General features: G+C 62.1%; 18 protein-coding genes. 11 read left to right on the forward strand and 7 right to left on the reverse strand.

The window, feature by feature from the left end; all coding sequences use genetic code 11:
• Window positions 1-32: 32 nt before the first annotated feature.
• Window positions 33-338 (reverse strand): hypothetical protein, encoded by a 306-nt coding sequence (locus EV286_RS28315; protein ID WP_132960589.1) that lies wholly within the window; start codon window positions 336-338, stop codon window positions 33-35.
• Window positions 339-471: 133 nt separating this feature from the next.
• Here EV286_RS28315 and EV286_RS28320 point away from each other — a divergent pair, with 133 nt between their 5' ends.
• The 9 genes from EV286_RS28320 (at window position 472) to EV286_RS28360 (ending at window position 13,935) form a co-directional block, all read left to right on the forward strand.
• The gene (locus tag EV286_RS28320) at window positions 472-2,301 is read left to right on the forward strand and encodes a hypothetical protein (protein ID WP_132960590.1); all 1,830 of its coding nucleotides are present in this window, start codon (window positions 472-474) and stop codon (window positions 2,299-2,301) included.
• A gap of 142 nt (window positions 2,302-2,443) precedes the next feature.
• Window positions 2,444-2,785, forward strand: coding sequence for a DUF3302 domain-containing protein (locus EV286_RS28325; protein ID WP_132960591.1), 342 nt, complete (start codon window positions 2,444-2,446; stop codon window positions 2,783-2,785).
• Entirely contained in the window at window positions 2,785-3,942 is a 1,158-nt protein-coding gene (locus tag EV286_RS28330; RefSeq protein WP_132960592.1) for an HlyD family secretion protein, read from the forward strand. The genes EV286_RS28325 and EV286_RS28330 overlap by 1 nt, the downstream gene beginning before the upstream one ends.
• 106 nt (window positions 3,943-4,048) lie before the next feature.
• Window positions 4,049-5,743: a SulP family inorganic anion transporter gene (locus EV286_RS28335; protein ID WP_132960612.1), complete on the forward strand. Its 1,695-nt coding sequence runs from the start codon at window positions 4,049-4,051 to the stop codon at window positions 5,741-5,743.
• A gap of 27 nt (window positions 5,744-5,770) precedes the next feature.
• A complete protein-coding gene (ppk2, locus tag EV286_RS28340; protein ID WP_132960593.1) occupies window positions 5,771-6,610 on the forward strand; it encodes a polyphosphate kinase 2 in 840 nt (279 codons plus the stop codon).
• A gap of 67 nt (window positions 6,611-6,677) precedes the next feature.
• Complete coding sequence (locus EV286_RS28345; protein WP_132960594.1) at window positions 6,678-7,832, forward strand: AI-2E family transporter; 1,155 nt, start codon at window positions 6,678-6,680, stop codon at window positions 7,830-7,832.
• 163 nt (window positions 7,833-7,995) lie between these two features.
• Window positions 7,996-8,652, forward strand: coding sequence for a CBS domain-containing protein (locus EV286_RS28350; RefSeq protein ID WP_132960595.1), 657 nt, complete (start codon window positions 7,996-7,998; stop codon window positions 8,650-8,652).
• 139 nt (window positions 8,653-8,791) lie between these two features.
• On the forward strand, window positions 8,792-11,302 hold the full coding sequence (locus tag EV286_RS28355) for a glycogen/starch/alpha-glucan phosphorylase (protein ID WP_245500859.1): 2,511 nt from the start codon (window positions 8,792-8,794) through the stop codon (window positions 11,300-11,302).
• Window positions 11,303-11,475: 173 nt separating this feature from the next.
• Entirely contained in the window at window positions 11,476-13,935 is a 2,460-nt protein-coding gene (locus tag EV286_RS28360; RefSeq protein WP_132960596.1) for a phosphoketolase family protein, read from the forward strand.
• A 134-nt stretch (window positions 13,936-14,069) separates the two neighbouring features.
• Here the strand turns inward: EV286_RS28360 and EV286_RS28365 are convergent, their stop codons facing one another.
• Together EV286_RS28365 and EV286_RS28370 are read right to left on the reverse strand one after the other, a co-directional pair.
• Window positions 14,070-14,633, reverse strand: a complete 564-nt coding sequence (locus tag EV286_RS28365) for a cytochrome b (RefSeq protein ID WP_132960597.1) — start codon at window positions 14,631-14,633, stop codon at window positions 14,070-14,072.
• The gene (locus EV286_RS28370) at window positions 14,630-15,694 is read right to left on the reverse strand and encodes a catalase family peroxidase (RefSeq protein ID WP_132960598.1); all 1,065 of its coding nucleotides are present in this window, start codon (window positions 15,692-15,694) and stop codon (window positions 14,630-14,632) included. Before EV286_RS28370 ends, EV286_RS28365 begins: the two co-directional genes overlap by 4 nt.
• A 692-nt stretch (window positions 15,695-16,386) precedes the next feature.
• Here EV286_RS28370 and EV286_RS28375 point away from each other — a divergent pair.
• Window positions 16,387-17,223: an alpha/beta hydrolase gene (locus EV286_RS28375; protein WP_132960599.1), complete on the forward strand. Its 837-nt coding sequence runs from the start codon at window positions 16,387-16,389 to the stop codon at window positions 17,221-17,223.
• A 182-nt stretch (window positions 17,224-17,405) separates the two neighbouring features.
• Window positions 17,406-17,855, forward strand: a complete 450-nt coding sequence (locus EV286_RS28380; RefSeq protein ID WP_132960600.1) for a GNAT family N-acetyltransferase — start codon at window positions 17,406-17,408, stop codon at window positions 17,853-17,855.
• Window positions 17,856-17,877: 22 nt separating this feature from the next.
• Here EV286_RS28380 and EV286_RS28385 read toward each other — a convergent pair whose 3' ends face one another.
• The 4 genes from EV286_RS28385 to EV286_RS28400 all read right to left on the reverse strand — a co-directional run bounded on the left by EV286_RS28385 (window position 17,878) and on the right by EV286_RS28400 (window position 22,537).
• Complete coding sequence (locus tag EV286_RS28385; protein WP_132960601.1) at window positions 17,878-19,572, reverse strand: iron ABC transporter permease; 1,695 nt, start codon at window positions 19,570-19,572, stop codon at window positions 17,878-17,880.
• A 38-nt stretch (window positions 19,573-19,610) separates the two neighbouring features.
• Complete coding sequence (locus tag EV286_RS28390) at window positions 19,611-20,633, reverse strand: Fe(3+) ABC transporter substrate-binding protein (RefSeq protein WP_132960602.1); 1,023 nt, start codon at window positions 20,631-20,633, stop codon at window positions 19,611-19,613.
• A 122-nt stretch (window positions 20,634-20,755) separates the two neighbouring features.
• Window positions 20,756-21,808 (reverse strand): ABC transporter ATP-binding protein, encoded by a 1,053-nt coding sequence (locus tag EV286_RS28395; protein WP_132960603.1) that lies wholly within the window; start codon window positions 21,806-21,808, stop codon window positions 20,756-20,758.
• Between the two features lie 90 nt (window positions 21,809-21,898).
• The gene (locus tag EV286_RS28400) at window positions 21,899-22,537 is read right to left on the reverse strand and encodes a TetR/AcrR family transcriptional regulator (protein ID WP_165932969.1); all 639 of its coding nucleotides are present in this window, start codon (window positions 22,535-22,537) and stop codon (window positions 21,899-21,901) included.
• Between the last annotated feature and the right edge of the window lie 231 nt (window positions 22,538-22,768).

A 22,768-nucleotide genomic window follows, 5' to 3' on the forward strand; every position in this document is an offset into this window, starting at 1 on the left:
CTTGCGTACGACAGTCGCTACGTCGCCGGCGCTTAGGTGTCGTGATCGGTCGATCGTTTCAGGATCACAACCTTCGACAACCGGATCGCATCGCGGATCTCCTCAACGAGTGCCTCGACAAGGCTGCGATACTCGTCCTGGCGCACCTCACGGATATGGTCGGGCAGCGAGTCGACGCGATCGAGGGCTTCGACAGCAACCGCCAGGTCTTCGCACATGCTGCGGAAACTCTCGTCAGCGTTGAAGAGCTGGCGGATCTTGCTGACATCCTCGGGAAACTGCGCTTCGGTCATCGCGAGGCCTGAGAACGGCGTCGAACCATTCGCTGATCGCTTCATGTCGCGCTCCGCTTTCATCTTCAGCTCGAGCAGATGTCACAATTATATTGATGATAACTAATATAGTGGCGTAATATACGGGAACATACGCAATCCAAGCAGACTGATCGACGTGGTTAAGAGGGGGGCCTCGATGCAAACCGCGCGCCTAAATGGTGACGAAAGCCTGCCTACACCCAGCACGGAGGATGCCCGCCGACAGCTCGAAAGAATTCAATCAAGCGATGAATTTCATGCGCCTGATCGTGGCCGCAAGTTTCTCGAATATATCGTCGAGGAGACGCTCGCCGGCCGCCGGGATTACCTGAAGGCCTATACGATCGCGCAGGAAGTATTTGCGCGGGATTCGTCGTTCGACGCGCAGAACGATCCAGTCGTCAGGATCGAAGCCGGTCGCATCCGCAGGGCGCTCGAGCGTTACTACCTCGTGGCCGGCCAGCACGACCCCGTAGTGATCACGATTCCAAAGGGGGGCTATGTCCCCTGCTTCAAATATGCCGAGCACGCGCCTGCCTCCCCCTTTCTTCATGAAGGAAGCGATGGCATCCAGACGATGCCGGGCTCCGACAGTGTTGAGGCGCCGCACCAGTTACCAAGCGCGGGTGGCGCAGAAACCAAGCCCGCGCAAAACCCCAGGCTTTGGTATGCGATCACCGCCGCCTTGGCGCTCGCCCTCCTGATCTCCATCCTCTGGGAGCCGTTCCTCTCACTCGTGACCACGAGACCGTCTCCACCCAGCACGGGAGCCACGGCAGTCGAGGCGGACCTTCCCAAGATTGTTGTGGACGTCTTCGAAGACGTCTCCGGAAACCAGCAATCGGCGACCATCGCCCGCGGGCTGACCGATGAGGTCATCACGCAATTGGCGAAGTTCAAGGAGGTCGTCGTTATCACGCAATCCCCCGCAAGGTTCCCTGAGGAAACCGCGCCGGCCGACCGCGACTTGCCGCGCTTCGCCTTGCAGGGAGGCGTGCGAGTAGAGGGCGACCGGCTAAGGCTTATCGCCCGCCTTGTCAGCCGAAGCGACGGATCGGTAGTCTGGGCCAACGACTATGACCGAAACCTCGGCATTCAGAATGTGTTGGAGATCGAGGCTGATGTCGCACAGCGCATCGCAACGACGCTTGCCCAACCCTACGGGATCATTTTCCAGGCAGACCACGCCCGCATGGTTCAGGCGCCTGGCGAGGATTGGGAGGCTTATGCGTGCACGCTTTCCTATTACGGCTACCGCACCGACCTCGACCCGAAGAGCCATGCCGCGGTGCTCGACTGCCTCAAGCATGCGACAGCCCGGCTCCCGAAGCACGCGACGCTCTGGGCACTCCTTTCCCTGACCTATGTCGACGAGATAAGGTTTAGCTATCGCCTCGACACGCCGCCTTCGGCCGAGCCGCTTGCCTTGGCCATGGAGGCGGCTCAGCGTGCCGTCGATCTCGAACCTGAGAATACAAGGGCGCTGGAGGCATTGATGCTCGCCAATTTCTTTGGCGGCGATATCGACACGGCGCTGCGCCTCGGGGCGACCGCCTATGCCGTCAATCCGAACGACACTGAAGTCGCTGGCGAGTACGGGTTTCGGCTCGCTCTCTCGGGCAAATGGGAAACCGGTTGCGAACTGTTGTCGAGCGCCATCGCCCGCAATCCGGGACCGCGAGGATATTACGAGGTGGGCATGGCGGTCTGTGCCTATATGAGGGGCGATAACCGGGCCGCGGAACTCTGGATCCAGATGGCCGACCTTCGCTACAATCCCATGCATCATCTCGTTCTCATCGCTATCCTCGGAGCCGAAGGGAGGCTCGACGAGGCGCGCAAGGAACAGGAATGGCTGAAGGCAAATGCGCCTGACCTCCTGCCCAACATACGTAAGGAAGTCGTTACCCGGCTCCGGCGTGGCGAGGACCAGGAGCGCTTCTTCGCTGGTCTCCGATCGGCAGGTATTGTGATCCCTCCACCCTGAGCCAGGGCAGCCTCCCTGCCCGTTTCCGTAAGTCCCGATAGATGTTACGTGATGCTACACGCGCCCGTGTTTCAACGGCGCTACTATCCCTCATCGACTGCGACCGAAACGCTCGGACTGGGCAAGCCGAGAAGGAGGGGCCGTGTTTCTCGATTATTTTGCTCTGGGGGTGCTCATCTTCACGGTGGTAACCCTGTTTTACGCTGTGATCGCCATTCACGACATTCCTCACCTGATCGCAAAGTCGCGCAATCACCCGCATCAGGATGCAATTCACGTCGCCGGCTGGGTGAGCCTGTTCACGCTGCACGTCATATGGCCGTTTCTCTTCATCTGGGCCACCCTCTATCGCGAGGACCGAGGCTGGGGCATCCGGACTGACGGCAAGCTTTCCAAAGAAGCCGAGGCCAATGCCGAGATCGCTCGCCTGCATGCGCGGATCGCCGAACTCGAGGCGTCCCCTGAGGAGAAGGAAAAAGCCTGATGGACCTGCTCCTGATACTCACCTACGCCGCCATCTGCTGGACGATCTTCAAGGTATTCAGGATACCGGTGAACCAGTGGACGCTCGCCACGGCTGTCCTCGGCGGTATCTTCCTCATCGCCGGGCTGCTGCTCATCATGAGCTACAACCATCCCTATTCGAGTGACGCGCGCATCTATTTCACGTCCGCGCCGGTAATCCCGACAGTCGGCGGCCAGGTCGTGGAAGTGCCGGTCCAGCCAAATACGCCGCTCAAGAAGGGCGACGTGCTCTTCCGGATCGATCCGCGTCCCTATCAGTTCACCGTTGACCAGAAGCAAGCGGCGCTTGCAGAGGCCAAGCAGGCCGTGCTCCAGCTGAAGGCTGCCCTCGATGGCGCAAACTCTGCGGTCGCGGGGGCGGAAGCTTCGCGAGACCGTGCCCTGCAGAGCTTCCAGCGCGTCGAGCAGTCGAACGAAAATGCGAAGGCGAGCGGCAGGGCGGCAGTCTATTCGGAGCTCGAGGTCGATAACCGGCGCGGCATCTACCTGACTGCCGAGGCCGCGGCCGATACCGCTCGCGCCCAGGCAATGCAGGCACAGCTCGCCTATGAGGCCGAGATCAACGGCACCAATCCAACTGTCGCGCGGCTTGAGGCCGAGCTTGGGAATGCCGAGTACGAACTCGACCAGACTACTGTTCGCGCGCCGAGCGACGGCTACGTCACGCAGGTATTCCTCCGTCCCGGCATGATGGCCAACCCGTTGCCTCTGCGTCCCGTCATGGTCTTCATCAACAACGAGGACAGGATGTTGGGCGCCGCCTTCATTCAGAATTCGTTGCAGCGCGTTCGCGTCGGCGACGAGGCCGAGGTGGCATTCAAGGCGGTGCCGGGGAGGATATTCAAGGCCCGCGTGGAGCAAGTCATCGACGTCATGGCACAGGGACAACTCCAGCCGAGCGGGGCACTGATTGATCCACAATCGCCCGAGAGGCTTCCGCCCGGCCAGACGCTCGCAAGCATCAAGGTGCTCGACAATACGGATGAGTATCAGCTTCCGGGCGGCGTCGTCGCAAGCGTCGCAGTCTACACTGATCACTGGCATCACGTCGCCGTGCTCAGGAAGGTACTGCTCCGGATGAGCAGCTGGATGAACTTCGTGTTCCTGGAGCACTGAAATAAGCCGAACGGCGCGCATTGCGGGGTTCAGCTGCCTGGCCAGATGGCGGCAAACTCCGAATGCCAGAGGGAGAGCTCAGTTGACCGAAAGCTTCGGCGTGCCGATGTTCAGGGGCTTTGCCGGGTTCCAGAAGAGCTGGCTGCGAAGCGACATTCCCGCGGGACTGTCGATCGCGGCCGTTGGCCTGCCCAGTGCAATCGCCTATCCGGTCATCGCCGGCTTGCCGCCGGAAACGGGCATCTATGCCAGCATCGTCGCCCCGATCGCCTACGCGTTCTTCGGACCGTCCCGCTTGCTCGTCGTTGGCCCCGACGCCGCAACGATGACGGTGCTTGCAGCCGCCATGGCAGCAATCATCGCCGCCGAACCGGCAGCCGCCGGCGTGGACCGCGTCGCCATAGCTTCCGCATTGGCAATCGGCGTCGGGGTGTTCTGCATTGCCGCCAGGCTGCTGCGGCTCGGCGTGCTGGCAAGCTTCCTTTCCCGCCCGATCCTTGTCGGCTTCTTTGCCGGGGTCTCGGTCTCGATCCTCGTCGGCCAGATCAGCCGCTTCACCGGCGTGAAGATGGAGACCGACGGGCTGGTCGCACCGATCGTCGAGATACTGCGCAAGAGCGCCCTGATCCACTGGCCGTCGCTCGCCTTCGGCCTCGCGATGTTCGCACTGCTCTGGTTCGCCAAGGCGATCAATTTCAGGGTGCCGGGTCCCATTCTCGTGGTCGTTGTCGCGGTCATTCTTTCAGCCCTCTTCAATTTCGAAGGCCATGGCATCGCGGTCGTGGGCGACATACCGCACGGCCTGCCTGCCCTGTCCTTGCCCGCTCTGCAGGAGATGCCGCTGGCCCAGATCGTACTGGGCTCGGCCGCGGTCTTCCTCGTCAGCTTCGGAGCTGGAATCGTGACAGCACGCAGCTTTGGCGCGCGCACCCGGCAGGAGGTGGACGCCAATCAGGAGTTGATCGGCATCGGAGCCGCCAACATCGCTCCTGGCCTTTTCGGCTCCTTTCCCATCAGCGTGTCGGATTCGAGAACCGCCATAAACCTCGCGACCGGCGGCGTTTCGCAGGCGGCAGGCCTCGTGTCCGCCGCCGCACTGATTGCCGTCCTCATCTTTCTGCACGGCGCCCTTCGCATTTTGCCCCTTCCCGCCCTTGCCGCGATCCTGGCAGCCGCCGCAATCAGCCTCATCGACGTCCAGGAACTGAGAAAGGTGTGGCGCATAAGCCGAATGGAATTCGTCTTCGCCCTCATCGCCATGTGGGGGGCCATCAGCCTCGGCGTCCTCAATGGCGTGATCGTCGCGATCGCGGCAACGCTGGTCTACCTGCTGCGCAAGACCATGTTCCCGCGCCACGCGCTGCTCGGACGCGTCGAGGGCCGCGACGGCTTCTTCGAGATAGGCCGGGTGCCTGAAGCGCGCGCAGTGGAAGGGATCGCAATCTGCCTGATCCAGGGCAGCATTCTTTTCTACAGTGCGGACTATGTGCGCACGAGACTGCAGGAGATCGGCAGCGAGCTTCCGGCGGGCACTAACTTTCTTGTCCTGGATGCGGGTTACATCAATCACATCGACAGTACCGGTGCGGGCGCGCTCGACAATCTCGTCGAGACGCTTGCGGCGCAACACCTGACGCTTGCGATCGCCGATCTCAACGAGGAGAACCGCGACATCCTCGACCGCGCCGGCGTCGTCAAAGTGATCGGAGCCGACAACCTCTTCAACGACAAGGAGGAGGCAGTGCGCATGCTGACCCAACGACAGGAACAACAAGCAGGCCGGGCGTCACCTACGGCATAGGAAGCGGCGCCAAAAAGGGAGGAAACCATGAACAAGACGTTCGATCCGGAACACGAGGGTGCGGCAACGGAAGAGAAAGAGAAGAAGAAAAAGAACAAGTCCTGGGACTACGAGAAAGAGCTGAAGCGCCTTCAGGTCGAGCTGGCGCATCTCCAGGCATGGGTCAAGAAATCAGGCGCCAGGGTCGTGGTCGTCTTCGAAGGACGCGACGCCGCCGGCAAGGGCGGCATGATCAAGCGCATAACGGAGAAGGTCAGCCCCCGCGTCTTTCGCGTCGTGGCCCTGCCCGCCCCGACCGACCGGGAGAAGTCGCAGATATACATGCAGCGCTACATTGCCCACCTGCCCGCCGCGGGCGAAATCGTCATCTTCGATCGCAGTTGGTACAACAGGGCGGGTGTCGACCGCGTCATGGGCTTCTGCAGCGAGAAGAAAGCCCAGCGCTTCCTCGAACTGGCACCCCGCTTCGAAGCCGCAATCGTCGAGAGTGGCGTAATTCTGCTGAAGTATTTCCTGACGGTCGGCGAGGAGGAACAGGCGCGGCGCTTCAAGCGCAGGATCGACGATCCCGTGCGTCAGTGGAAGCTCAGCCCGATGGACGTCGAGTCCTACCAGCGTTGGTGGGACTATACGCGGGCCTATGACGAGATGATCCGCATGACCGACAGCAATCATGCGCCCTGGTGGATCGTCCCGTCAGACGACAAGGAGCGCGCCCGGATCAACTGCATTTCGCATCTTCTGCGCTCGATACCCTACGAGCGCGTGAAGTTCCAGGCGCCCGACCTTGGCAAGCGCCAGAAGCGCCCTGGCGACTATGTCGATGACCAGAGCATCCGGCATGTCGTCCCGGACCTGACGACCTGAGTATGCCGACGGAGCACTCCCGGCGAGGATGAACGGCACTCGATCACGGGTGCAGAAAGAAGAGGTTATGGAGCACGTGCCGGCCGATACAGCACCACCTTCCTCACCCGCCCCGCTTTCGATCGAGACGCGGGCGAGCGATCTGGTGCGGCTCGGTATCATCGCCCTCTTCATCTACTGGTCCATTCGCCTGATTGCGCCGTTCGCGGTGATAGCGATCTGGGCGGCTATTCTGGCCATTGCGCTCTTTCCGCTCTTCGAGATGCTTTCGAAACTTTTCGGGGGCCGCCGCATTCCGGCGGCGACGCTGATCGTGGTCGCCTGCCTCCTTCTCATTATCGCTCCGCTGGCGCTTGTCGCCACGAATTTCGCGGACGCGGCCCATGGCGTGATTGCCAGGTTGGAAAGCGGCAACTTCACATTGCCGTCCGCCCCGGAAGGCCTGCGCGATTGGCCCGTGGTGGGAGAGTATCTCTACACGGCATGGAACCAGACCGCGAACAATCTGGCCGCGGCACTTGTAAAGTTTAAGGAACCCCTCCTGCAGGTTGCCGGCAAACTCATCGTGTGGCTGGCCTCGATCGGCGGCGGCGTGCTGAGCTTCATGGCATCGATCGTCTTTTGCGGCGTCTTGATGGCGATGGGGCCGCGCCTCGGCTCGGGAGTGATGATGATTGCAAGACGCCTCGCCGGCGAAAAGGGCATCGGCTTTGCCAAGCTGGCCGGGGCGACGGTGCGCAATGTCTCCAGGGGCGTGATCGGCGTAGCACTTCTTCAAGCGCTTCTCTGCGGCCTCATCTTCGTTGTCTTCGACCTGCCTGCCAGAGGCGCCCTGACCTTTCTCGTCTTCATGCTCTGCCTGATGCAGATCGGTCCCGCCCTGATACTTATCCCCGTCATCATCTGGGCGTGGTTTTCCTGGTCCTTCCTGATGGCACTCGTGTTCACGGTCGTGCTGATCCCGGTGATGCTGATTGACAATATCCTGAAGCCGATCCTCATCTCCCGCGGCCTTTCGACGCCGATGCCTGTTATACTCATCGGGGTGATCGGAGGTACACTGTCCTACGGGCTGATCGGTCTGTTCCTGGGTCCGATCGTGCTCAGCGTATTCTACGAACTCCTGCAGGCATGGGTCTGGGACGCGCCGCCACCGGATCAACTCCAGCGGGAAGCCGGGCCTCAGCCGATGGCCGCACAGGGCGAAGGCGCGCAGCCATGAGCGATGCAAGCAGCATTCGCGGGGCCGTTCCTCCTCACCGCCTTCCGCCGATCGTTGCGGCGCGAAGCCCGCCGCGCGTCCAAGCGGAGTTTGGAAGCGCACGGATATGTCAACTTCCCACGGGCGAGAATTGGCGCCCCGAACCAAACCGGAGTGAGCGGCGATGCGCGTCAAGGATGTAATGACGGCCAAGGTCGTCACGGTGTCATCGGACAGCAGTGTCAGGCAGGCTGCCGAGATCATGCTGGCCTACCATATCAGCGGCGTTCCGGTCATTGATGGCGACGGCCGGCTGGTCGGGATGATCAGCGAGGGCGATCTGATACGCAGGACGGAACTCGGAGCCGTTGTTCCGTCCGGAAGCGATGAGCAGCCTCTTTCTGCGGCCGAGCGCGCCAATGCGTACATAAAGCGCACCTCCTGGCGGGTGGGCGACGCCATGACCGCCGATCTCGTGGCAGCAGAGGAAGACACCCCGTTGACGCAGGTGGCAAGTCTCATGGAGAAGCGTCGCGTCAAGCGCATTCCCGTCCTCAGGGACGGTCAGCTGGTCGGCATCGTCAGCCGCGCCGATCTTCTTCAGGCGATCATCACCGCCAGAAAGGATGAGACCGCCGCGGGAGACGACGCCATCCAGCGCAGCATCGCGATCCGGTTGCGCGAAAACACAGGCCTCGAAGGGCAGGACGTGACCGTCACTGTTTCAGACGGCATCGTGCATCTCTGGGGGAAGATCGAGACGGAGGAGTGCAGAAGAGCGGCACGCGTCGTTGCGGAAGGCGTTCGCGGCGTAAGAGGCGTGGTGGAGCACCTTTCCTAGCTTGTGACGGCGACGCCGCCTGAGCAAGAGGCGGCCAGCCGCAGGAAGCGCATGCGCAGAGACGGGACGAGGCCGATGATCGGCAGCGCAAGGGGGCAGGATCGCCGGCGCGGCCGGCATCCGGAAGGGGAGATCGGACGTGTCAAACGAGCAGCGAGCGACCGAGGCGCATTATCCGCACCAGCCGGCGCCAGACGACATGATGAGGGAGTACGGTTGCGGCCCGATCAAGTTCACCGGCAGCGACGATGCCCTCTATGAACGCCATCTCCTGTTCGACAACGTGGTCGCGCCCGCTGATATCGGATGCCGCGAGCAATATGAGGCGATCGCCCGTGCCGTTCGCGACATCCTCTCCCAGCGCTGGCTGCAGACCGAGGAGACCTACGGTCGCGTCAATCCGAAACGGATCTACTATCTTTCCATGGAGTTCCTCATCGGCCGCTCGCTAAGCAACAATATCGTCAATCTCCTGCTCGAGCCGCTCGCCAAGAAGTTCCTCCACGAGCATAAGGTGGATGAACTCGCCATGCTCGCCGAGGAGCCCGATGCGGGGCTGGGAAATGGCGGCCTCGGCAGGCTGGCTGCGTGCTTTCTCGACTCGATGGCGACGATGCAGTTGCCAGGCATGGGATACGGACTGCGTTACGAATACGGCATCTTCCGGCAGACGATCGTCAATGGCTGGCAGAGCGAGCAACCCGACAACTGGCTGCGCAGGCCGGACCCCTGGGAGATAGAGCGCCCGGAGGAGGCCGTCACGGTCAGGTTCGGCTGCTCCTTCGAGGTGCGGGCCGGCAGCTTGCATATCGTCGAGGGCGTACCGTCGAACCTGATCGGCATTCCCTGCGACAGACCGGTCGTCGGCTATGGAGGCAAGACGATAAATACCCTGCGGCTCTGGGCTTCCGCAGCCCCCGATACGTTCGACTTCCAGGCATTCAGCGCCGGCGAGTTCGTCAGCGCCCTGGCCGAGCGACTGACGGCAGAGACGGTTACGCGCGTTCTCTACCCGGATGACTCGACGAGCATGGGACAGGGCCTGCGCTTCGTTCAGGAATATTTCCTTGTTGCGTGTTCTCTCGCAGACCTGGTGCGGCGCTTCCGCCAAGGCAACTCGGACTGGAAGGACTTGCCCGACAAGGTCGCAATCCAGCTGAACGATACGCATCCGAGCCTCTCGGTGGCCGAACTGATGCGCATCCTTCTCGACGAGGCTGGCCTTGGCTGGGACGAGGCATGGGACATCACCAGACGGAGCCTTGCCTACACCAACCACACGCTGCTTCCCGAAGCTTTGGAGAGGTGGCCGCTTCGCTGGTTCGAGCTGATGATGCCGAGACATCTGGAGATCATCCTCGAGATCGACCGCAGGCTAGGCGATGAAGTGCGCGCCCGATGGCCGGGAGACAATGACCGCCTTCGGCGCATAAGCATTGTCGAGCAGGGGCAGCAGCCGTTGGTCCGGATGGCGCATCTCGCCATCGTCGGTTCCCACAGCACCAATGGCGTCGCAGCGATCCATTCGCGGCTATTGCGCGAGTCGACCGTCAAGGACCTCGCCGATCTCTTTCCGGAACGGTTCAACAACAAGACGAACGGCATCACGCCGCGCCGCTGGCTGCTCCTCGCCAATCCCGGCCTCGCGAGCTGCATCACCGATGCGATCGGCGACCGCTGGATCACTGATATGGCGGAGCTCGAGAGGCTGAAACCGCTTGCCGGCGACCGCGGGTTCGTCGCGGCGGTGCGCCTTGCCAAGCGCGAGGCCAAGCTGCGTTTCGCCCACTGGCTGAAGTCGAGCTCCGGGATCGTCGTGGATACGAGCACGATCTTCGACAGCCAGGTGAAGCGTATTCACGAATACAAGCGACAGCTGCTGAACGGGCTGCGGATAGTGGCGCTCTACCATCGGCTCAAAGAGAATCCGAACATGGACATGCCGCCGCGCACGTTCTTCTTCTCGGGAAAGGCCGCGCCCGCCTATCATGTGGCGAAGCTCATCATCAAGTTCCTGAACAACCTTGCCGCCACGATCGACGGCGATCCCGCGATGCGCGGCCGCTTGCGGGTCGTATTCCTTCCGGAATATTGCGTGTCCCTGGCCGAGCGCCTCATTCCCGCAAGCGACGTGTCGAACCAGATCTCCACCGCGGGCTACGAAGCCAGCGGCACCAGCAACATGAAGTTCATGATGAACGGAGCGCTGACCATCGGCACGCGCGATGGCGCAACGATCGAGATGGCCGAGGCCGCGGGGGAGGAAAACTTCTTCCTTTTCGGCCTTACCGCGGAGCAAGTCGCCGCAAGCCGTGGCTGGTACAATCCCGGATGGCACTATGACAACGAGCCGGAGACCCGTGCCGTTCTCGATCTCATCCTGTCAGGCCAGTTCTGCCGCTACGAGCCCGAAGTCGTGGATGCGCTGCGCAACGTCCTTCTGGTGGGTGGAGACACCTACAGGCATCTGGCGGATCTGACGTCCTATATGGATGCGGACCTGCGCCTTCAGTCTCTCTACGGCGATCAAGTCGCCTGGACGGGCAAGGCTATCTTGAACATCGCCAGTTCGGGACGGTTCTCGAGCGATCGCACCATTACGGACTACGCCAATGATATCTGGGGCGCGAAGCCATGCCCCCTCGCCTAGAGTATCTCCATCTGTCCCCGGTCAGGTGAGAGAACGACTGCGAATAGCGAATGAGGACGCGCCGGCCATATCTTCAACAGGGTAGACCGTGGCCTGGGCGCAGACGAGAATGCCACCTGGAGTTTGACAAGCACTATTGTGAAGCACTGTCCATATCGATGAGGAGACCCCCGATGGTTGCGAGTGAGACGGCAAAGCTGGAAAGGAACAAGGCTGCCAACAGCCCGGACACGAAAGGCCCATTATCGGCAGAAGAGCTACGCTTGCTGGACGCGTACTGGCGTGCGTCGAACTATCTGTCGGTTGGGCAGATCTATCTTATGGACAATCCGCTGCTGCGGGAGCCGCTGCGGCGGGAGCATATCAAGCCGCGGCTGCTCGGCCACTGGGGCACGTCGCCGGGGCTGAACATGCTCTATGTCCACCTCAACCGGGTCATCAAGCGCGACGACCTCGACATGGTCTACATCATCGGGCCGGGCCATGGCGGACCGTCGCTGGTGGCGCATGCCTACCTGGAAGGGACCTACAGCGAGGTCTATCCGAACATCGGCCAGGATGCGGAGGGGATGAAGAAGCTGTTCAAGCAGTTCAGCTTCCCCGGCGGCATCCCGAGCCATGTCGCCCCCGAGACGCCCGGCAGCATCCACGAGGGCGGCGAGCTCGGCTATGCGCTCAGCCATGCCTATGGCGCCGCCTTCGACAACCCGAACCTGATCGTGCCCTGCATCGTCGGCGACGGCGAGGCCGAGACCGGGCCGCTTGCCACCGGCTGGCACGGCAACAAGTTCCTCAACCCGGCCCGCGACGGCTGCGTGCTGCCGATCCTGCATCTCAACGGCTACAAGATCGCCAATCCCTGCTTCCTGGCCCGCATTCCCAACGACGAGCTGCGCAAGTTCTTCGAGGGCATGGGCTACACGCCCTATTTCGTCGAGGGCCATGATCCGGCCAAGGTGCACCAGCAGCTGGCCGGCGTGCTCGACACCGCCGTTGCCGAGATCAAGAGGATCTGGGCCGAGGCGCGCCAGAAGGGCAACCTGAAGCGCCCGGCCTGGCCGATGATCGTCTTCCGTACGCCGAAGGGCTGGACCTGCCCTGAGGAGATCGACGGCAAGAAATGCGAGGGCTACTGGCGCTCGCACCAGGTGCCGATGGGCGAGATGGACAAGCCGGAGCACATCCGCATCCTCGAGCAGTGGATGAAGAGCTACCGGCCCGAGGAGCTCTTCGACGAGGCCGGCCGGTTCCATCACAAGTTCGCCGCACTCGCCCCGACAGGCCGCCACCGCATGAGCGACAACCCGCATGCCAATGGCGGCCTGCTGCTGCGCGACCTGAGGATGCCGGACTTCGAGGACTATGCGGTCTCCGTTCCGAGCCCGGGCGCCACGACGGCGGAATCGGCCCGCGTCATGGGCAAGTTCCTGCGCGACGTCATGAAGGACAACCTGGACAGCAAGAACTTCCGCCTGTTCAGCCCGGACGAGAACAACTCCAACCGCTGGCAGGACGTGCTCGAGGTCACCGACCGCTGCTATATGGCCGAGATCTATCCGGAGGACGACCATCTGTCGCCGGACGGCCGCATCATGGAGGTCCTCAGCGAGCACCAGTGCCAGGGATGGCTGGAGGGCTACCTGCTGACCGGGCGCCACGGCTTCTTCTCCTGTTACGAAGCCTTCATCCACATCATCGATTCGATGTTCAACCAGCACGCCAAGTGGCTGAAGGTGTGCAACGAGATCCCCTGGCGGCGGCCCGTCGCCTCGCTGAACTACTTCCTGAGCTCGCATGTCTGGCGCCAGGACCACAACGGCTTCAGCCACCAGGACCCGGGCTTCATCGATCACGTCGTCAACAAGAAGGCGGAGGTCGTGCGCGTCTACCTGCCGCCGGATGCCAACACACTGCTGTCGGTGACCGACCACTGCCTCAGGAGCCGCAATTACGTCAACGTCGTCGTCGCCGGCAAGCAGCCGGCACCGCAATGGCTGACCATGGAGGAGGCGATCCGCCACTGCAGCGCCGGGCTCGGCATCTGGGAATGGGCTAGCAGCGACAGGGGCCATGAGCCCGACGTCGTCATGGCTTGCTGCGGCGACGTGCCGACGCTGGAGACGCTGGCGGCGGTGCAGATGATCCGCGAGCACCTGCCCGACCTGAAGGTCCGCGTCATCAACGTCGTCAACCTGATGAAGCTGCAGCCAGCCGAGGAGCATCCGCACGGCCTGAACGACCGCGACTTCGACGCGCTGTTCACCACCGACAAGCCGATCATCTTCGCCTTCCACGGCTATCCCTGGCTGATCCACCGCCTGACCTACCGGCGCACCAACCACCACAACCTGCATGTGCGCGGATACAAGGAGGAAGGCACGACGACGACGCCGTTCGACATGGTCGTCCTCAACCAACTCGACCGCTTCCATCTCGTCGAGGACGTCATCGACCGGCTACCGCAGCTCGGCGCCAAGGCCGCCTACTTCAAGCAGGCGATCCACGACAAGCTCATCGAGCACAGGCGCTACATCGAGAAATACGGCGACGACATGCCCGAAATCACCGGTTGGAGATGGGGCGCAAAACCAGCCAAACCTCAGAAAACATCAACCGAAGGAGACAATGCATAAAAAAAGACGGTGAGGTGCTAAACCCGCCGTCGAACGACGAAGCACCGGCCGCCTCTCTGACCCGAGGGGCGGCCGGTGCTGTATGCATTGAGCGCTGAGTGACGACGGCAAATGCTGGTGACCGCGCTTGCTGGTCACTCGCCTGGAGCTATCCCTTCGTGTCCGCCACCTTGCGCCATCGCCTCGAACACGCCGTCACGCCGGACGAGCGCATGGAACAGCGCAGCCGCGATATGCATCAGGACGAGGGCGAAGAACAAGAACGCGAGATAGGAATGGGCGTTCCAAAGCAGCGTATGCGTCCAATCGTTCTGCGGCAGGATCGCCGGGAGCCGGATGTCCCCATAGAGAACGACAGGATAGGCGCCGGCCGACATCATCGCCCAGCCGATCAGCGGCATGCCGATCATCAGCGCGTAGAGGGCGTAGTGCGACAGATGCGCCGCGAGCTTCATCGGCTCGGGCAGGTCCGCCGGGAGTGCCGGCGCACCGGAGACGAACCGGACGATCAGGCGGATAACCGCCAGCACCAGAATGGCGATGCCGAGCGTCTTGTGGGTCGCAAGCAGGGCCACGTACTTGGGCATCGTGGTGGAAAGCATGCCGACGCCGATGAAAAGCATCGCCAGAATGGCTATGGCCATGAGCCAGTGCAGCAGGCGCTGCACGATGTTGAAATGGGTGCGTCCGCTCGTCATGGCTGCGTACTCGTCGTTTGCGGGTGATACGGGTAGTCCTTCGCTTCCGCGGTGCGCAGGTCGTAGGACTTTGCGTAGGCGGCGGACCGTGCCGCCGGGAACGGATCGTCGGAGACGTGTATCCCGTCGGGCAGGATCGTCGGATCGAAGTTGATATCGCGGCATGGACCATCGTCTTCCGCCTCGATCTTGTCGACGACCAGCGTGCCGGCGTCGACCGTGCGCCGCCCCGGAGGCCAGGCCTTGCTGGGATCGTTGGTCTGATCGCCCGGATCCGCGACAGTCAGCGTCATGGTCCATTTCTGCGGCGCTTGGCCGACCCGCTGCACAATCTCCTGCTCGAGATAGTTCGGGCCGAGCTTGGCGAGATCTTCAACGGTGATAGGCGTGACCTGCGCCTGCGGCAAAAGCACCCACCGCACGGCGTTCTCCGCGCCCGAGCCGTCGGTAAAGATGAAAGCGTTCAGGCCGTGGAACGGCTCCTCCGCATAACTTCCGGTCCAGGCTCCTTTCGTGGCCCACTCGCCGAAGGCCGCAAATTCTGGATGCGCGGCGATGTACGTCTTCATCGCCTCCGGGTCCTTGTCGGAGGATGCCTTGAGCAGGTCGTAGAACGACCCCGGCGTCGATGCCGGAAATACCGGCGCATTGATCATGGCCGCGCGCCATACCGCGCCGTTCGGTGTCGAAATCTGGAGCCCCATCCCGCGCACCCGGACTGTCGAATCGGGCGCATCCGGATTGGGCGTGCCGAGATTGAAACGACCGAGAACCGGATATTCGCCCTGGGTGAAGACCTGAGCCTTGGAGAGAGAGGCGCCGTTCCCGTTCGACTGGAAGACGCCGGTGAAACAGATGCCCTTGGCATGGTTCCGGCGATGGCCGAGGGCCGGCCCGCCGGGCGGAGCAAGCGCATCCACGAGCTTGGTCGGCGTCAGGCGATCCGGCGAGAACCAACCCGCTGTATAGCCGAAAGCGCCGCCGGCCGCGGCGAGCACGACAGCGATTGAAATCAGCGATCCGAATGCAGTTCTTGTCGACGATTTGGACGGTTCAGCCATGCAACATTCTTCTCCTGGACTTAAGCTTGGTCTGGCGAAAGATGGCGCGGTCTTTTCAGCCGCGCGCAGGAATTTTGCAGTGTTAAGCTCGTTGCATGCCCTAACGAAAGCCGCAACGCCGTTTGAGCTCCTTCGGACTAGATCACGAGCGCGACGGATGGGTCTTGAAGAATAGCGCTCCGCTCACTTGCGTCCACTGCCCGCAAGACTGGCCAGCGGAGAAGGAACCCTTTCAGAATACCATATGCTTGCGCGCGATAAATTACAGGCTCGATCGGAATGGAGCAATTTCCGCCAAGCTTTCTCTGCGCGGCTCTTGCGTTTCGCCAAGATATTCGCTCCTTTTGCTGCTGCGGAGAAACGCTGTGTTTCCCAGGGAGAAAGGAGGCAGAGCAGCCTTGATAGCCGATGCATTGGGGGAGTTTACCGGGATTGCCGTCGCGCCCCGCCCACAACGGCTCTTTGCGTATTTTAGCTATTAATAACAAGCCAAGAACGGCCGTTTGGGCCATATTCCATCCACTCTACCGCAGAAAACCGAAAAGCGATGTGGTCGGCGCAGTTGCCGAAATTGGACGACGGCCCATCTCATAGGCCGGACGCAGCCAATGCGGCCATGCCACGAGCTCTTCAGGGAACTGCGGCAGACTGGGCTACGCCACAACCTATCACCAGCCAAAGGAGCGCATGCAATGGGTATCGTCACTACCAAAGACGGCGTCGACATTTACTACAAGGATTGGGGTCCGAAGGACGCACAGCCCATCCACTTCCACCATGGCTGGCCGCTGAGCTCCGACGACTGGGACGCGCAGATGCTGTTCTTCCTGTCGAAGGGGTATCGCGTCGTTGGCCATGACCGTCGCGGCCACGGCCGGTCCACCCAGGTGAGCGACGGCCACGACATGGACCACTATGCTGCCGACGCCTCGGCAGTCGCCGAACATCTCGACCTGAAGAACGCCATCCATATCGGCCATTCGACCGGCGGCGGCGAAGTCGCCCGCTATGTCGCCAGGTATGGCCAGCCGCAGGGTCGCGTCGCCAAGGCCGTCCTGGTGAGCTCGGTGCCGCCCCTCATGGTCAAGACCGACAGCAACCCCGGCGGCACGCCGATCGCGGTGTTCGACGGCTTCCGCGCCGCACTCGCCGCCAACCGCGCGCAGTTCTATGTGGATGTTGCCTCCGGCCCGTTCTACGGCTTCAACCGTCCGGGCGCTAAAGTCTCGCAGGGCGTGATCAACAATTGGTGGCGCCAAGGCATGATCGGCAGCGCCAAGGCGCATTACGAGGGCATCAAGGCGTTTTCGGAGACCGACCAGACCGAGGACCTGAAGTCGATCACCGTGCCGACCCTGGTCACACAGGGCGACGACGACCAGATCGTGCCTTACAAGGACGCGAGCCTGCTTCAGATAAAGCTGCTGAAGAATGCCACGCTGAAGATCTACGAGGGCTTTCCGCACGGGATGCTCACCACCCATGCCGACGTGCTCAATCCGGATCTCCTCGCCTTCATCAAGGGCTAGGGGCGACTGCGCGACAAATCGCGTCGCAAGGATTGCCAACCGGACCAACTCTACGATCGTGCCGCCCCCGCGGCGGCACGAACGGTGAAACACTGGCAGCCGGCCGGCCACGCCCGGACCTGCCGCTACGGAGAATTCCACATACATCAATCAACTCTTCGGACCAACGGAGGCCTGAATCGATGTTGATCCGTGATGCCAGTATCGATGACACGGCCGCAATATTGCGGCTGCTCAGGCAGGTCGCCGCAACCTCGGATGACCCGGCTTATGGGGCCGGATCCAGCGACGAACAGCTGTTGAAGGTCATCGAGAATTGTCGAACGCTCGTGCTGGAGGTTGACGGAAGACTCGTCGGAATCAACGCGGTCAGGATCGTCAGCCTGCCCGAACATGCGCAATTGCACTATCGAAAGATGGGTTTCGTCATGACCCTCGGCATCGAGGAGGCGGAACGCCGCAAAGGCCACGGCTCTGCTCTTTTCGACCATATGAGACAATGGCTGTCGGAAGAGGCTGTCGATCTGGTCAGCCTGAGCGTGGCCGCATCAAACGAGGTCGGCCAGGCATTCTATCGCCGCATGGGCTTCGTCCCGCGTTCCGTTCAAATGGAACAGCTTCTGCAACGGTGATTTGGCGACAGCCCCCGCCTGCTCAGCGCGAGATGGGGCCTTGAGGTGGCAGGCGCCTGCCGATCCTGGAAAGCACGATGACGGGAAGAATGCCGATCGCGACGATGGCAAGCGCGGCGAGCGACGCCTCCTCATAGGTGCCGCGCGCCGCCTCGCCATAGAGATGCGTGGCGAAGGTCTCGAAGTTCAGTGGTCGCAGCAACAAGGTGACCGGAAGCTCCTTCACACAATCGACGAAAACCAGCAGGGCCCCGGTCGCGACCGCCGCCCTGGAGAGCGGCAGGTGCACCTTGAAAAGCGTCCGGCTCGCGGTCTCCCCGAGCGTGCGCGAGGCGTGGTCGAGTGAAAGCGGTATCCGCGAGAGACCAGCGTCGATGCTGCCCGCCGAAATTGCGAGAAAGCGCACGACATAGGCATAGACGAGCGCGGCGCCCGATCCGATGAGCAGCAGGCCGGTCGAAACGCCGAACCATTGCTGTGCCGCCTGGTCGATGATCCTGTCGAAGGAGGCGAGGATGATGAGGGAGCCGATGGCAATCACCGTGCCGGGCGCGGCATATCCCATCGTCGAGAGCCTGTAGCTCAAGGCGGAGACGGCGCCCGGCCTCAACCTCGCGGCATAGGCGAGTACCATGCCGAGAACCACCGTCGCCACTGTCGCAATCGCGGCGAAGGTCAGCGTATTGACCGCCTCCCCCGCAAGCCTGTCGGAAATGCCCGCGAACTTCCATCGCTTATATGCTTCGACGGCGAGATAAAGTGCGGGAACGACAAAGCCGACGAGCACCGGCAAGGCACCAAGGCAAAAGAGCCCAAGCGAGCGCAGGCCCTCGACCCGCATTGGCGCAAGCGGCTGGGATCGCTGCGTTCCCGTGCTGTAACGCTGCTTCCTTCGCGCCCATCGCTCCAGCGAGACGAGCGCAACCACCAGGAAGAGAAGGAGCAGCGCGATCTGCGATGCGCCGGGAAGGTCGGAGCGTGTAACCCAGGTCGAATAGATCGAGACGGTCAGCGTGCGTACGCCGAGGAATTCCGATGCGCCGACGTCGTTGAGGGCTTCCATCAGGGCGAGGCTGAGACCGATGGCGATTGCCGGGCGCGCCAGCGGTAGCGCAACGCGCCAGAAGAGCGCGCGCCGCGCCACCCCCAGGGTACGCGCCGCCTCGAGCAGGTTCGCCGATTGGGTGAGAAACATCGCCCGTGTCGGAAGATAGACATAGGGATAGAGCACGAAGCCCAGCAGCAGGATGCAGCCTGTCATCGAGCGGATGTCCGGCAGCCGGAATTCCCTCGGGCTGGCATAGCCGAGCGCCCAGCGCATAGCACCCTGGAGCGCACCTATCGGGTGCAGGATGTCGAGATAGGCATAGGCGATGATGTAGGTCGGGACGGCAAGGGGAAGGAGAAGCGCCCATTCGAGCAGCGCCCTGCCCCGGAAATCATAGGCCGTGACCAGCCATGCGAGCACCGTGCCGAGAATGCCGCTGACGGCCGCGACTCCAAAGAGAAGAATCGCCGTCTCGATGAAAGCGGTCGGCAGCACATTGGCGACGAGATGGGTCCAGAGCCCTGCCGAAGGCAGGATCGTCTGCGAGGCAATTCCCAGCACGGGCAAGGCCATGAGAATGGCAATCAGGCAGGACGTTTTCGTCCAGCCTGAGACATTGCTGCGAGCGCGGGGAAGCAGCTCGGTACTGCGCGACGGACCTATCGACATGGTAAGCGGAGAGCGCCGGGGGCGCCCTCCACAAAGCCTTAGTTGTCGAAGCCAACCTTGTCGACCAGCTCGCTCGCCTGTTTGCGGTGGCTGACGACGTCGCTGAGCGGCGTCTTGTCGATGGTCAGTTCGCCGAGCGAGGCGATGATCGGATCGGCCGCAACGCCCGCCTTCACCGGATACTCGTAGTTCGCCTCGGCATAGATCTTCTGCGCTTCGTCGGAGACCAGGTATTCAAGGAGCTGAACCGCCTGCTCCTTGTTCTTTGCGTTCTTGGCAACCGCCGCGCCGCTGATATTCACCTGCGTTCCGCCATTCTTGAACGTCGGCAGGACCACGTTGATCGCCTCGCCCCACTTGACCTGGTCTTCGCCACCCTTGCCGGAGCGCATCAGGCCGACATAGTAGGAATTGCCGATCGCGATGTCGCAGATGCCGCCAAGGATATCCTTCGCTCCGTCGCGGTCACCGCCGCCGGCCTTGCGCGCGAGATTGTCCTTGACGCCTGCCAGCCACTTCTCCGTCTCTTCGGCGCCGTAATATGCGATGTGATCGGCAAAAAGAGCAGTGTTATAGGGGTGCTGGCCGGAGCGGATGCAGACCTTGCCCTTCCACTTCGGGTCGGCCAGATCCTCGTAGTTGAAGCTCGCGAGTTCGACATCCTTGGCGGTGTAGAGAACGCGAGCGCGCGAAGAAAGCGCAAACCAGTTGCCATCGGCATCGCGAAGCTGCGCCGGAACAGCGGCATTCAGCACCTCTGACTGGATCGGCTGGGTCACGCCCTTGTCGACGAGGTCAACCAGATTACCGGCATCGACCGCCATCAGGACATCAGCAGGCGAGCTTTCCCCTTCGCTTGCCACGCGTTCCGCAAGCCCATCCTTCAAGAAAACGGTGTTGACCGTGATGCCAGTGGATTTCGTGAAGGAGTCGAGAAGCGGCTGGATGAGGCCCGGCTCGCGCGTGGTGTAGATATTGACTTCCGCCGCAGTCGCGCTGAGCGGAAGCGCCGAAACCGAGGTCAAGAGAGCAGTCACGGCGAGGATAGGTTGTCTGAGCATTGCGATGTCCCTCCTTATCATGGAAATGCCGCCGCATGTGCAACAGACATGACTATTCTAGTCAACTTATATCTAGGATAATGTGCGTTTGTTCACATTAAATTGAACAATCGTCCATGCCGCTATTCGTCGAGACCGAAGGCGACGACCGAGGATCCGGAAAAGCGGAAGGTGACGTCATCGTTGGCGGCTTCCAGTCGCTTTGTCGATCGCACCTGCAAGGGCGCTGCCAACCCTTCGACGCCGATCGCGACCTGTTCGATTTCGCCCATGAGCGAACGGTCAAGCAACTTGCCGCTGCGATGGCCGCTTGACTCGCCAAGTTCGATATCCTGCGGCCGGATATAGGCGACGGCGCTCGCTCCATCCGGCAGCGGCATGCGAAGTGGAAAGTCGCCGAGCACGGTCTCGATGCGGCCAGATCGTACCTTTCCCGGCACTTTGTTGTAGGCGGCAAAGAACTCGGCGGCATAGGCCGAATTCGGAAAGTCGTAGAGTTCATAGCCAGAACCCGACTGGACGATCTCGCCGCCTCGCATCAGGACCACCCGGTCGCCCGACGAGAGCGCCTCCTCCGGATCGTGAGTGACGATGATCGCAGTCGTTTGCAATTCCCTCAGAAGCGAGAGCGTGTCCCGCCGCACCCTCTCGCGAAGAGCCCTGTCCAGGTTGGAAAACGGTTCGTCGAGCAGCATCACACGGGGATCGCGCGCCAGGGCGCGGGCCAACGCCACTCGCTGTTGCTCGCCGCCCGAAAGCGTATGCGGATAGCGGTCGACCATCTCCTTCAGTCCGAGCCGGTCGATCAATTCGCCTATGCGCTGGCCGGCCTTGCGCAACTCATACCGCGTCAGGCCGAATCCTATGTTCTCTTCGACCGTAAGGTGCGGAAAGAGCGCATAATCCTGGAAGACGAAGCCGATCCTGCGATGCTCGGGCTGTACGAAACCCGAGGGCCCCGCGACTTCCTCGCCATGCATCCGAACGGTTCCCGTATCCGGCGCTTCGATGCCGGCGACGATCCTGAGCAGGGTCGACTTCCCGCATCCCGAATGGCCGACCAGGCAGACGATCTCGCCCTTGCGGATAGTGAGGGAGAGATCATGCAGCGCCTTTGTCCGGCCGAACCGTCTGGATATGTTCTTGAGATCGAGCGCCGCCGGCTTGTCATTCATGAGATGGTCCGATTGATATGTCGCTATACAATTGTCCATCTATCCAAGACTCGAAAAGCCGGACATTGCAATCGGGGTCCAGGAAAACAGTCATATCACGGAGGCGCAGGCCAGCGCGGCCTCGCTGATAATCCGGATAAGCTGGCCCTCCAGCTCGGCGACATCCTTCGCCCATCCGGCCTTTTCCCCGCGCAGCGAACGGTCGACGTCACTCGCGAGCAAGACCGGAGAGAGACAGGCGAGTTGCAGGACGACGATCAGATCGTCGCGGCTGGCTGTCGGCACCGCCCGATGGAGGGCGGTCGCAAAGCGCTGCACATGCTTCGCCATGCCGGTGTTCAGCCCCTGCCAGACTGTGGAGCCGATCTCCCGGAAATAGGAAAGTGTCAGGTGGTGCCACCCCTCCTTGTCGCGCGCCAGCGCCTGGAAGGCGGGTTCGTAGAAACAGCGGACGATCTCGGCGACGGGCGGCGGTGACGGCGAATATTGCCGCTCCACCTCGGCAAGCAGGGCATCGAACTGGTCGCTGAAGGCGTTGCTGAAGCCGCCCGTCACGGCGACATACAGCCCCTCCTTCGATCCGAAGTGATGGGCGATGAGATTGACATTGACGCCGGCATCCCGCGCGATCTCGCGCAGGCCCGTGCCATGCAGCCCCTTCTCGGCGAAGAGGCGCTCGGCCGACTGCAGGATACGATCTCGTGGCGCTGGCTTATCACTACCAAGCACGGCGCGCTCCTTTCGAAAGAGGATTCCGGACATGCCGGAGGCCGGCGATGCCGAAGGCTAACTCCACTTTCGCTACAATGTCGACCCACACCCTTGCAAGCGTTTGAAGGGATTGCGGGTCGAACCGGCCGCTTCTCCGCTCAGACCCTCTCCATCGCGATGGCGATGCCCTGACCGACGCCGATGCACATGGTGGAGAGGGAATAGCGGCCCCTGGTCGCGGCAAGCTCG

This window comes from Rhizobium sp. BK251 (assembly GCF_004345245.1).
In the GTDB taxonomy this organism is placed as follows: domain Bacteria; phylum Pseudomonadota; class Alphaproteobacteria; order Rhizobiales; family Rhizobiaceae; genus Rhizobium.

Bases quoted from the DNA above. Each gene is read 5' to 3' on its own strand.
- EV286_RS28385 (WP_132960601.1), bottom strand. From the start codon at position 19,572: ATGTCGATAGGTCCGTCGCGCAGTACCGAGCTGCTTCCCCGCGCTCGC.
- EV286_RS28335 (WP_132960612.1), top strand. From the start codon at position 4,049: ATGTTCAGGGGCTTTGCCGGGTTCCAGAAGAGCTGGCTGCGAAGCGAC.
- ppk2 (WP_132960593.1), top strand. From the start codon at position 5,771: ATGAACAAGACGTTCGATCCGGAACACGAGGGTGCGGCAACGGAAGAG.
- EV286_RS28365 (WP_132960597.1), bottom strand. From the start codon at position 14,633: ATGACGAGCGGACGCACCCATTTCAACATCGTGCAGCGCCTGCTGCAC.
- EV286_RS28395 (WP_132960603.1), bottom strand. From the start codon at position 21,808: ATGAATGACAAGCCGGCGGCGCTCGATCTCAAGAACATATCCAGACGG.
- EV286_RS28350 (WP_132960595.1), top strand. From the start codon at position 7,996: ATGCGCGTCAAGGATGTAATGACGGCCAAGGTCGTCACGGTGTCATCG.
- EV286_RS28320 (WP_132960590.1), top strand. From the start codon at position 472: ATGCAAACCGCGCGCCTAAATGGTGACGAAAGCCTGCCTACACCCAGC.
- EV286_RS28370 (WP_132960598.1), bottom strand. From the start codon at position 15,694: ATGGCTGAACCGTCCAAATCGTCGACAAGAACTGCATTCGGATCGCTG.
- EV286_RS28360 (WP_132960596.1), top strand. From the start codon at position 11,476: ATGGTTGCGAGTGAGACGGCAAAGCTGGAAAGGAACAAGGCTGCCAAC.
- EV286_RS28380 (WP_132960600.1), top strand. From the start codon at position 17,406: ATGTTGATCCGTGATGCCAGTATCGATGACACGGCCGCAATATTGCGG.
- EV286_RS28375 (WP_132960599.1), top strand. From the start codon at position 16,387: ATGGGTATCGTCACTACCAAAGACGGCGTCGACATTTACTACAAGGAT.
- EV286_RS28390 (WP_132960602.1), bottom strand. From the start codon at position 20,633: ATGCTCAGACAACCTATCCTCGCCGTGACTGCTCTCTTGACCTCGGTT.
- EV286_RS28345 (WP_132960594.1), top strand. From the start codon at position 6,678: ATGGAGCACGTGCCGGCCGATACAGCACCACCTTCCTCACCCGCCCCG.
- EV286_RS28315 (WP_132960589.1), bottom strand. From the start codon at position 338: ATGAAGCGATCAGCGAATGGTTCGACGCCGTTCTCAGGCCTCGCGATG.
- EV286_RS28330 (WP_132960592.1), top strand. From the start codon at position 2,785: ATGGACCTGCTCCTGATACTCACCTACGCCGCCATCTGCTGGACGATC.